Source organism: Paenibacillus turicensis, assembly GCF_017873435.1.
GTDB classification, from domain to species: Bacteria; Bacillota; Bacilli; order Paenibacillales; family Paenibacillaceae; genus Fontibacillus; species Fontibacillus turicensis.
Genome location: NZ_JAGGKG010000033.1, coordinates 16,270 through 28,070 on the forward strand (window position 1 = coordinate 16,270; position 11,801 = coordinate 28,070).

The 11,801-nt window shown below is 39.9% G+C and carries 9 protein-coding genes; 6 read left to right on the forward strand and 3 right to left on the reverse strand.

Translation table 11 applies throughout. From position 1 onward, the window contains the following. Positions 1 to 4: 4 nt before the first annotated feature. Positions 5 to 2,248, reverse strand: coding sequence for a helix-turn-helix domain-containing protein (locus J2Z32_RS21810; protein ID WP_210091316.1), 2,244 nt, complete (start codon positions 2,246 to 2,248; stop codon positions 5 to 7). Between the two features lie 164 nt (positions 2,249 to 2,412). Here J2Z32_RS21810 and J2Z32_RS21815 point away from each other — a divergent pair, with 164 nt between their 5' ends. The 6 genes from J2Z32_RS21815 (at position 2,413) to J2Z32_RS21840 (ending at position 10,009) form a co-directional block, all read left to right on the forward strand. Further along, positions 2,413 to 3,408 (forward strand): LacI family DNA-binding transcriptional regulator, encoded by a 996-nt coding sequence (locus J2Z32_RS21815; protein ID WP_210091317.1) that lies wholly within the window; start codon positions 2,413 to 2,415, stop codon positions 3,406 to 3,408. Between the two features lie 336 nt (positions 3,409 to 3,744). Next, positions 3,745 to 5,163 (forward strand): tagaturonate reductase, encoded by a 1,419-nt coding sequence (locus J2Z32_RS21820; RefSeq protein WP_210091318.1) that lies wholly within the window; start codon positions 3,745 to 3,747, stop codon positions 5,161 to 5,163. A 3-nt stretch (positions 5,164 to 5,166) separates the two neighbouring features. Further along, the gene (locus J2Z32_RS21825) at positions 5,167 to 6,654 is read left to right on the forward strand and encodes a UxaA family hydrolase (RefSeq protein ID WP_210091319.1); all 1,488 of its coding nucleotides are present in this window, start codon (positions 5,167 to 5,169) and stop codon (positions 6,652 to 6,654) included. A 53-nt stretch (positions 6,655 to 6,707) separates the two neighbouring features. After that, positions 6,708 to 8,105, forward strand: a complete 1,398-nt coding sequence (gene uxaC / locus J2Z32_RS21830; RefSeq protein ID WP_210091320.1) for a glucuronate isomerase — start codon at positions 6,708 to 6,710, stop codon at positions 8,103 to 8,105. A gap of 360 nt (positions 8,106 to 8,465) precedes the next feature. Further along, a complete protein-coding gene (locus J2Z32_RS21835) occupies positions 8,466 to 9,170 on the forward strand; it encodes a rhamnogalacturonan acetylesterase (protein ID WP_210091321.1) in 705 nt (234 codons plus the stop codon). Further along, the gene (locus tag J2Z32_RS21840) at positions 9,167 to 10,009 is read left to right on the forward strand and encodes a sugar phosphate isomerase/epimerase family protein (protein WP_210091322.1); all 843 of its coding nucleotides are present in this window, start codon (positions 9,167 to 9,169) and stop codon (positions 10,007 to 10,009) included. Before J2Z32_RS21835 ends, J2Z32_RS21840 begins: the two co-directional genes overlap by 4 nt. 300 nt (positions 10,010 to 10,309) lie before the next feature. Here J2Z32_RS21840 and J2Z32_RS21845 read toward each other — a convergent pair whose 3' ends face one another. Then, a complete protein-coding gene (locus J2Z32_RS21845) occupies positions 10,310 to 10,780 on the reverse strand; it encodes an 8-oxo-dGTP diphosphatase (RefSeq protein WP_210091323.1) in 471 nt (156 codons plus the stop codon). Between the two features lie 57 nt (positions 10,781 to 10,837). Next, the gene (locus tag J2Z32_RS21850) at positions 10,838 to 11,611 is read right to left on the reverse strand and encodes an endonuclease/exonuclease/phosphatase family protein (protein ID WP_210091324.1); all 774 of its coding nucleotides are present in this window, start codon (positions 11,609 to 11,611) and stop codon (positions 10,838 to 10,840) included. Positions 11,612 to 11,801: the final 190 nt, after the last annotated feature.

The window sequence follows — 11,801 nt, forward strand, 5'->3', positions numbered from 1 at the left end:
TTCACTATTGAGATTGCTTTTGCTTTCTATACATACCAGGTGTAATTTGCTCCTTTTTTCGAAATGAACGAATAAAATTTTGTGAGTTCTGATATTGAAGTCGCTCAGCAATTTCTTTAATCGTCATATCCCCTTGAACAAGCCACTTTTTAGCAATTTCCAACCGGTAGCTCACTAAATAATCACTAAAGGTTGTCCCATATTCCTTTTTAAAAATACTGCTTAAATAATTTGGATTATAATGTAGTCGCTCTCCAATCATTTCTAATGACAATTCCTGATCGTATTCAGAGCGAATGATGGTTGCTATTTTTTCAGATAAGCATTTGAACTGCTCATTCGTTTTCTCCTTCATACTTTGCACCATCGGAACAATGACCTGCTCTGTTAACATGCGCTCAATTTCCTCAGGGTTACGTATACCTAACAAGCGATGATACAAGGCATCATTATCATGCCGCATTAATACTTCCATCCCTAGTAGCTGCTCTAGCTGAATCAAATTGTTGACAAACCGAACAAGCATAACCTCAAAATTCATTGAGCTTTTATTTTTGTCTCTCATTTTTTCCAACAGCGTTGGTATTAACTCACAGGCTTGCTGCTCATCCCCTAGACGTATCGCATCAAAAATATGCGACTCTATTTCTTTTGGATAATATAAAACAACAGGACCCGTCACAATCGCACTAATATCCTCGTAAAAAATAATCGATTCCTTGCCTAAATTAAGCCGATAGCGTAAAGCCTGCTTGCCCATTTCACAAGCTTCCTTACAAGCACGCAAATTTGTATAAAAGGAACTAATCCCAATGCTGATCGATAAATTCAAATATTCCTTGGCACTCTCAATTAATAAATGGGCATCCTCCAAAATTTGCTTACGACTTTCTTCCTCTTCACCGTCAAAAAACAAAATCGTTGCTTGCGTATAATCATTTAAAATAATAGGTAACATTCTACGCTCACTCTGGATTTTCTCCTCAACAAGCTTATTCACAGCAAGTAGCAACACATCACGATCTGAGCTTGCCCACTCGCCGTACGAATCTAGCTGAATGAGCATCACAACATATTTTTGCTTGTCCCAATGCTCATATCCAAACCGTGGCATTTTATAAGCAATTTCCTGTGATGACATCCGATTTCTAAATAAGTTTAAAATAAATTGGGTTTCCAATTGTGGCATCTCTGCTTCAATCATATGCTCAAGGCTTTCCTTTTCCGTCACAATATGATCAATCGAAGAAAGAATCCAGTCTATTTCATTTTTAGTTGAAGTTGCAGCTACAAGATTATGAGGTAAACTTGATTTTATTTTTTGAATTGGCTTCGTAAAGTGAATCGCCGTAAAATATGCAATGATAATGACGAGTAAAGTAATAAGCAGCGCCATAACAACAAGTCCATATCTGGTCACTTCTAAAGCCTCTGTAATTTCATGTGGATTCAATAACGTGAAATAAATCCAATGATTGTAGGCTGACTTCGCATATAAAATCTGTGCGGATTGCTCTTTATATTTTAAGGTTAATATTCCTGAATGATTTTCGGTTAAATCCTGCTCCAATAAGGAGGGGATCATCGCTCCAATATTTAGCGTATCAGCAGGCGTAGTCTCATAAAGGAGTTGTCCTTGTTGATCTAAAATAAAAACATCCGAATTTTCATCACTTCGAATTATTTGGTCTAACGTTTGTTTGGATATGTCCGATAAAGCAATCGCTTGTTTTTTGAACGAAAAAGCAGGTAACACATTAACAAAGCGAATCCCTGTTTCACTTTTTGTCCAAAATAGCCCTCGATCTTTTTGTTTGATATAATTGTGATATAAAGCCTCTTTGTCACTCTCTGTTAAGTGCGTTAGTTTCCCATCAGAGATTTTCCAATTTTTCTCTAAGCTAATTAAAGTATATTGTGTTTGTTCTAGCCCCATCGTAGCAATATAATTTAATTGTGTATTTACGTTGCGATAAGCACTAAAATCCTGCTCTGTAATTGGATTCTTGACGACCTCCTGAAATGAGCTTGTTGTACTATAAGTATTAAATGCGTATTCGATCGTTCTGATTTTTTGCTCAAGGTTATTTTTAATTTGTGTAATATAGCTTTGCTTCGTGCTAGCTACCTTTTCGATGACTGAATTAGAGGTGCTAATATAAATGTAGCTTCCTAGTGTCGCCACTAGCCCTATTCCTAAAATTAAGATTGGAATAAAGATTTTATAAAACATCATTCCTTTTCTCATCCTCATCCCCCTTTAAAATATGTAATCATTCCCAATTATAGCGCTTTCAAATTTAAGTTTGCAATGATTTTTTTAACGTGTGCATTTTAAATATTACTTGATTTAACTGTGTTTTAGCATTACAATGAAATCGTTAACATTTAGATTGCTAAAGGAGATTAATTATGGTTACCATCAAAGACATTGCTCGGGTAGCCGGTGTGTCGCATACGACAGTCTCAAGAGCATTAAACGGGAATCCGCTAATTAAGAAGGACACGCGTGATCGTATCGCCAAAATCGCTGAAGAATTAAATTATGTGCCAAACTACAGTGCTAAAAGCTTAGTCACCAAAAAGTCCTATACGATTGGTCTTTTCTTTTCCAGTATCGAGCAAGGAACAACCGCAAGCTTTCTCGTCGATGTCATTAAGGGCATCAACCATGTGCTTGATGAAAACTACAATTTATCCGTTAATGGAATCGATAGTATTCATAATCTTGATACCATCGTCCCCCAACGCTTTGATGGCATTCTCGTGATGAGTCAAAGTGATGCGGATAATGATTTCATCTACCATGTAAAGCGCTGCGGAATTCCAATGGTTGTTGTTAATCGTCAGCTTGAGGATTATAACATTATGAATGTGACTGCAAATGATCGGGATGGAGTTAAGGAAGCAATGAGTTATGCCATTTCACAAGGTCATACGCGATGTGCAATCATTGAAGGCAAAGTTGGATTTAAATCTTCGATTGAACGGAAGCAAGGCTTTATGGATGGGTTAATACACCATCAAATTCCGTTAAATCCAGCCTACTTTGTGTCAGGAGATTATAGCATGGAGAGTGGAAAAGTCGCGATGCAGCAGCTATTATCCCTTCCCACCCCTCCCACACTCGTATTTTGCAGTAATGATGATATGGCGATAGGGGCAATGAAAGCTTGTTATGGTAAGGGAATCTCAGTTCCACAGCAAATCTCCATTATTGGGTTTGATGACATTATGTTTGCACCCTATTGCAATCCAGCCTTAACTACGATACGCAAGCCAATCATCGACATCAGCGAGCTTGGTACTAAAAAACTCATTGAATTAATGAGCGATTCACGTACAATTCCTACTCAGCTATTTGTTAAAACTTCACTTCGGATTCGGGAGACGGTTGCACAGCTATAGCGTTTACGTTTGGCTCAGTCAACCGTTTATATTTAAACAAAAATGTTAACGTGTGCATAATCTTGGTTTTTATAATTATGAACTAAATAATGACTATAAAAGTGGCTCAACTAAAGAATCGGTACTTGACAATAAGCCAACGAAGCGAAGGAGCAGGGAGATGGTGGAGAAGCGAACGCGTCCGCCTTTAAGGTCACAATTTCATCATTTCAACACATGTTATTAAGAAAATGGGACCTTAACAGCGGTTGAAGCCACTCCCTGCTACGTAGCCTCTTACTTCATAGATTGTCTAGTACTGATTATTGTATTGAGCCATAAAAGGAGACAACGTTGATGGCTAAATTATTATCTAGAAGTACTTTTCCTCATCTTCCTCAATTTCCAGAACGTGTGATTCAATTTGGTGAAGGTAATTTTATGCGTGCATTCGTTGATTGGCAGCTTCATCAAATGAATAAGCAAAATTTATTCAATGGCAGTGCTGTATTAGTTCAGCCGATTGAACGCGGATTAGCCGATATGCTGGCAGAGCAAGACCAGCTTTATACGATTTTGCTAAAAGGTATTGAGAATGGTGACACCGTTGACAGTGATGAAATTATAACAAGTGTAAGCCGCTGTTTAAATCCATATACAGATTATGACGCTTTTTTAGCTTTAGCCGAGCAAGATGAGCTAGAGTTTATTACGTCCAATACGACAGAGGCAGGAATTACCTACGATCCAGCAGACCAGCTTAATGATGCTCCACCACGTAGTTTTCCTGCGAAGCTCACTACTTTGCTTCATGCACGATATAAGCTAGGTAAAGCCGGCTTTACGATTATCCCTTGCGAGCTTATTGACCGGAACGGCGAAAAGCTAAAGGAAATTGTATTAAAATACGCGGACGTTTGGCAGCTTGGAGAAGGTTTTGTGACTTGGCTGGAGCAAGAAAATACATTTTGCTGTAGCTTAGTAGACCGGATCGTGCCAGGGTATCCAAGAGATACTGCTGCAGAGGTGGAAGCACAGCTAGGCTATCATGACAAGCTCATGGTGATGGCGGAGCCCTTCTTATTTTGGGTGATTGAAGGTCCTTCCTCCCTTAAAGCACGCTTGCCACTAGCAGAAGCAGGTTTAAATGTGGTTGTTACAGACGACATGACCCCTTATCGTGAGCGCAAGGTTCATTTACTTAATGGCCCACATACTGCCATGGTTCCCCTAGCCCTACTCGCAGGGCTTCAGACGGTAGAGGATGTGATGAGGGATGACACCTTTTCTTTATTTGTACAAAGGCTGATTGACGAAGAGCTTATCCCTATGCTGGATTTACCACAAGAGCAATTACAAGCTTACGCCAAAGCTGTGCAGGAGCGTTTTTGCAATCCTTTTGTTCGTCATGAGCTCACTTCAATTTCTTTAAATAGTATTTCTAAATTCAAAGCTCGTTTACTCCCCATCCTTTTGCGATATGAAGCTACAAAAAAACAACTACCATCCCTGCTTACACTCGCATTTGCAACACTTTTGCACAGCTATCGTGGGGACGTAATCTCAAGACAAGATGGAGATGATGTGATCGCTATTTTTGATGAGGCTTGGAGTAATCCATCTCCGATACAGGTATTACTTTCTAATTCGACACTGTGGGGAATGGATCTTACTTCTTTACCGAACCTAGTTACAAATATTGAAGCTCACATTACGAATCTTGTGCAATTAGGCAGTCGAAAGGTATTACAACAACAACTTCAAGTGGAGGTGTAAAACATGCGGCAATTCGTAAAAATGAACGAAAGAGATAATGTAGCTGTTGCCCTCTCCCCTATTTCAGCAGGCACAAAGGTTGTGGTAAATGAGGTTACAATTACAGCGCTTCAAGATATTCCACAAGGTCACAAATTTGCATTAGAGCCCATTGATGCTGAGGCATCAGTAGTAAAATACGGATTTCCTATCGGTCATGCAACGGAACTAATTGCACAAGGCGAATGGGTGCATACGCACAATGTAAAAACAAACCTTGCAGGTGAAGAGCAATATGAATATGTGCCAGAGCTCCACCCTGTAAAGTATCCAAAAAGGGACTTATTTTTTCAGGGTTATCGTCGGGCAAATGGCAAGGTAGGTATTCGTAATGATTTATACATTGTACCTACGGTTGGCTGTGTAAACGGTGTTGCCGAGCTGATGCTTCAACAATTCAAGCAAAAGTATACCGATTTAGGTAGCTTTGACAATATTACGATCCTCAAGCACCCTTACGGTTGCTCACAGCTTGGTGATGACCACCAAATGACACGAAGCATTTTGCTCGATGCAGTTCATCATCCCAATGCAGGGGGCGTACTTGTATTTGGATTAGGCTGTGAAAATAATATCGTCGCAGAGTTTAAAGAAGTGCTTGGTGAATATGACGAGAGTAGAGTAAAATTTTTGGTGGCGCAAGAGGTGGGCAACGAGGTCGAAGTAGGACTTGGGCTATTGGATGAAATTTATGAAGCAGCAGCAAATGATAAACGTGTACCTATTCCACTCTATGAGCTTAATGTTGGTTTAAAGTGTGGTGGATCAGACGGCTTTTCAGGAATAACTGCAAATCCACTATTAGGTGCATTTTCAGATTTTCTCATCTCTCAAGGTGGAACAACCGTATTAACAGAAGTACCTGAAATGTTTGGCGCAGAAAAAATGCTCATGGCACGTGCGGAAAATGAAGAGGTATTTGAGCAAATCGTCGCACTCATTAACAATTTTAAACAATACTTTTTATCTTATGGTGAACCTGTATATGAAAACCCATCCCCTGGTAACAAGGCCGGCGGAATCAGCACATTAGAAGATAAATCATTAGGTTGTACACAAAAAGCAGGAACTGCACCTGTTGTTGACGTATTGCAATATGGAGAGAAATTGCGTAAAAAAGGATTAAGCCTATTGCAGGCTCCAGGCAATGATCTCGTGGCTTCCTCAGCTTTAGCGGCAAGCGATTGCCATCTTGTGTTATTTACGACAGGTCGCGGCACACCATTTGGTAGCTTTGTTCCGACAATAAAAGTAGCGACTAACAATCAAATCTATAATAACAAGCAGCATTGGATGGATTTTAATGCCGGAACCTTACTAGAAACGCCGATGGAGGAGGTGCTCGAACAGTTTATTGATTATATTATCGAGGTAGCTAGCGGAAAACCAACCCGCAATGAACAAAATGACGTGCGTGAGCTTGCGATTTTTAAAACAGGTGTGACGCTGTAGGTTATTTTTTAAAAAAGGAAACTGCAATTTTATTTCATAGGGAGACGATATTCATGTTTTTGAACGATGACTTTTTGCTAACCACAGATACGGCTAAAGTGCTATTCCATGATTATGCTAAAAAAATGCCCATTATCGATTACCATTGTCACCTTGATCCAAAGGAGATTTATGAGGACAAAAACTTCGCCAACATTACGGAAGCATGGTTAGCTGGCGACCATTACAAATGGCGTCTAATGCGGGCAAATGGTGTACCTGAGTCCCATATTACAGGGGATGCGCCAGACTACGACAAGTTTGTTGCATGGGCTGGAACCATTCCGTATACGCTTGGCAATCCATTATATAGCTGGACACATCTGGAGCTTCGCCGATTCTTTGGCATTGACACGTTGTTAAATGAACAAACAGCACCCCAAATCTGGGAGCAGGTTAATCAGAAGCTAGCAACCAAGGAGTTTACGCGTCGTAGTCTCATTCGTGCATCTGGCGTTAAAATCATTTGTACCACCGATGACCCAATCGATGATTTACGTTATCATCAGCTTTTACAGCAGGAAGAGGATGCCTTTACGGTATTACCGACCTTCCGTCCTGATAAAGCCTTGAACATTGATGCCCCTGCCTTCATGACTTGGATTCAAGCGTTAACGCAAGCGTCAAAGCAAACGATTACATCCTATCAGGAGCTATTGTCTGCACTGAAGCAACGTGTTGATTTCTTTCATAGTATGGGTTGCCGTCTGTCCGACCATGCCTTAGATGTATTGCAATATCAAGCAGGTTCAGCCGATGAAGTTGAGCACATTTTTGGCAAGAAATTAGCGGGTCAAAACCTCACATCACAAGAAATTGCAACCTACCGCTCAGAATTATTAACTGCACTCATTGGATTTTATGAACAAAAAGGCTGGACAATGCAGCTACATATCCATGCGCTTCGTAACAACAATACACCGATGCTTAAGACATTAGGACCAGATACAGGTTTTGACGGTATCAATGATTTACCACTTGCGATCTCATTATCTAAATTACTAGACCGTGCTGAAAGTGAGCAAGGCTTGCCACAAACTATTCTTTATTCCTTAAATTCAAAAGACTATCCAACACTACTCACATTAATGGGCTGTCATCAACGGGATAGTAAAGCCAAAATTCAGCTTGGCTCTGGTTGGTGGTTTAACGATACTCGCAAGGGAATGCGTGAGCAATTAACAATGTTTGCGGAGCAAAGCACATTACATCATTTCGTAGGCATGTTAACCGACTCCCGCAGCTTTTTATCCTATACAAGACATGAATATTTCCGCCGCGTCTTGTGTGAGCTGATTGGTGAATGGACTGAACGTGGAGAAGTTCCCAATGATACAGCGATGTTAGGTTCGATGGTGGAGCATATTGCTTATAAAAACGCAGCCAGCTATTTCGGATTTCCGCAAAAATAAAATGTGATGAGTAGGATGGGAGATGGGGAAATTCCGCTTCATTTTTCTCCTCTCCCCTCTCCATTATTTTAAAATTATTTGGATAGAGAGGCTCAATCTTGAAATCAGTGCTTGACCGCTAACTCAAACTAGCGAAGAGACAGAGAGATTCTGAAGGTTGTCTCTTAAAATCAAATTCCATCCAAAAATTCACTTCAATAAAAGGAAGTTGATTTTAACAACAATCGCAAGAACTCTCTGGATCGTAGCTACCAGCCTCCATTGATGTCAAGTACTAATTTCTAAATAGAGCCGATCAAGCATAAAAAATCATAGTTGTCATAACACATTTAAATAATTTAGGAAGGAAGGTTTATTTGAATGCAACCAACATTGTTTATCGCTGGAGACTCCACTGCGGCAATTAAGGGTGGTGCTGAAAAACCAATGGCTGGATGGGGAGAATTTTTACAGCCTTATTTTGGTTGTCAGCTTCGTGTTGAAAATCACGCGATTAACGGAAGAAGCACAAAATCCTTTTTAGCAGAAAATCGACTAGATTACATTGAAAAATGTATGAAGCCTGGGGACTATCTCTTTATTCAGTTTGGTCATAACGATCAAAAAAAGGAGGACCCGACACGTTATACCCACCCTTATACTCAATATAGTCAAAATTTACTCCATTTTATAGAGGCTGCACATCGTCATCACGCCATCCCTGTCCTTCTAACCTCTGTAAGTCGACGCAAATATAATGAGGCTGGAGAGCTTGATCCAGAAGCAGTAGGTGAATATCCAAAGGTGGTTAGGGAAGTTGCGACTGCAATGAATATAGCCTTATTAGATATTTTCACTGCTTCCCAACAGCTCTATTGTGAATTGGGTAAAGTCGCTAATAAACAATTGTTTATGCATTTAGGACCACTCCAACATCCCAATTATCCTGGTGGTATTACAGACAATACGCATTTTTCAATGGATGGTGCTAGGAAAATTGCCAAGCTTGTCGTCACTGCAATTATGACAAATGAACAACTGGGAGATTTGCAACAGTATGTGCAACAGGAGATGATTAGCGTATGAGTCCTAGGCTACAGCTTGGCGTAAGAGCACACGATTTAAAATGCAACACCTTAAGTGAATTAATTCACAAAATAAGAGGTTTTTCCCTACAGCATATTCAGTTTGCTGCTGCCAAGTCATTTCCACAGGAGGTCTCCACTCCCCTATCATTAACGCGTAACCTTGCACAAGCTTATGGCGAGGCTTTTCAGCAAGCAGGGATGCAAATTGAGGTTTTAGGTTGTTACGTTAATATCGTCCATCCCGATAAAAATAAACAAAAAGAAGCAATAGATGCATTCAAATTGCATATACAGCTCTGTTCTACATTAGGTGCTAAAATGGTAGGCACCGAAACAGGGAGTCTTGGAAAAGGCTACTGTGAAGATAACTTTACAGCCGAAGCCTTTGCTGCTGTTGTGAAAGCTACAAGGGAAATGGTTGATGAAGCTGAGCAACATAACGTGATCGTGGGGATTGAGCCTGGTGTTAATCATCCTTTATATAAAGCAGAGCTAGCGCATGAGTTGGTACACAAAATCAATTCAAAGCACCTTAAAATCATTTTAGACTGTGCAAATTTGATAACATCTAGCAATTATATAGAGCAAAAGTCATTATTTGAAAATGCCATAGCGCTACTAGATCCAGCGATAGCTGTCGTTCATTTAAAAGACTTTATCATTAAAGATGGCAAAGTTGTTTTTGTTCCTGTTGGTGAAGGTATGCTGAACTTTGACCCAATACTCAAATATATGAAACATAAAAAGCCCAACCTAGTTGGACTCATAGAAAGCACTCCTGAAGCCTCATTAGCAGGCAGTATTAAATTTCTTCATGAGCGATATGAAGCAGTGTAAATTTTAGTCAATGTGGTTGATAGTTGGACAGTGTTCTCCCTATGCTATCAACCACATTTTCAACAAAATTCAGGCTCAACTTAGAAATTAGTGGTTGAGAGGAAGCCAAAATAGCGAAGGGGTAGAGGGATGGTGGAGAAGTGAACACGTCCGCCTTTACAGACTGTTTTTCAACCGATAACGATCTCATTCAAGAAAATCAGGCTGTAACAGGGGTCGAAGCCACCCTCTGCACCGTAGCTGCTTTCCTCAGAAGTAGTTAGCAACCACTAATTTGGGTTTTGAGCCAAAATTCATACACTATTTCAAACAAAATGTTTGCTTACCAGTCCGGTCAATGAAGGTATAATGCTCATTTACATTAGATTTAAAAAACACTTCGAGCATCTCACCAAACCCTCGTGCAAGCTTCATTGTAGGTAATTCTTCCTTATGTACCCAAAATACTTCCCCTTCTTCCCCACCTTCTATCAATTGGCCTTCAAAGCAAGTAGCGGTAAATAAAAAGACAATATATCGATACCGTTCCTCCATCTGTGGAGAATCATTATACCAATTTTTCACGCCAACCATTGAAAGATCAGAAATTTTGAGTCCTGTTTCCTCATAGATTTCCCGAATCGTAGAATCAACAATAGATTCTCCTTCCTCTAAATGTCCTCCTGGGAAAGCAATCCCCGTCCAGCTTCCTTTAATGCGATTTTGCACAAGCACTTTACCTGTGACAGGGTCTTCAATCATACACATATTTGTTAGTTCTGTCCGTTCCATTCCATACAACTTCTTTCTAATTTTCTGATTTTTATGTTCAACATAATTCAAATTATTTCAGCCTATTTGCAGTTCTACGAGAACAGGGTAATGATCACTTGGATATTGTCCACCTTTTTGTAGTAAAATACGTTCGCTTCTCATGCTAGACAGGGCACCACGATACAAAATCCAATCGATCATTTCACCATCACTACCACCGTTATAATCATGAAAGGTTCCATATTCACCATACACAACAATCTCTGCATCTTGAATTCCATCATTAAGCTGTGCTTCGTCTCTCAAAATTTGATATACAGCACTTGTTCCTATTTCACAATTAAAGTCTCCTGTCACAATCACATCGGATTCTTTGCCCCATTTGTTAATATGATTGGCTAGAAGTTTGACTCCAAGCACTCTGGCTTCTTCAATTTCATGATCAAGATGAGTGTTGAGAAAATAAAAAACATGTCCATTACTTTTATTTTCAAATTGCACCCAGGTTGCCATACGTGGATAATGATTACCCCATGTTTTTGAGCCTGCCACTTGAGGGGTATCCGATAACCAAAAATGCCCCGAATCTAGAACTTTGAATATATCATGACGATAAAAAACAGCCATCATCTCGCCGTTCCCATCACTTTCTCTACCTATCCCAACCCAGCTATACGCAGGCAAAGCATGATCTAAATCTTGAATTTGCTGCGGTATTCCTTCTTGGGTTCCGATGACATCGGGTTCATATTGCTCAATCAGCGCTGTGGCTATGGGTAATCTTTTATTCCAAGGATGTGCGTCAACTACGGTAGCGGTTCTTAAATTAAAGCTCATCACCTTAAGCATGTTCTCTTAGCATCTCCCTATTATATGAATGCAGTGATTAGAAGAATTCCGTCCCTATTATAGCACTAAATGCTTCTATCTACGATTTCATCAATACTAGAGTAAAGGGCTGAGTTTTTTTTTTTTTCAGCCCCTCCTCATCAAACCGTACGTGAGGTTTTCCCTCATACGGCTTTCCGATGTTCTTCTT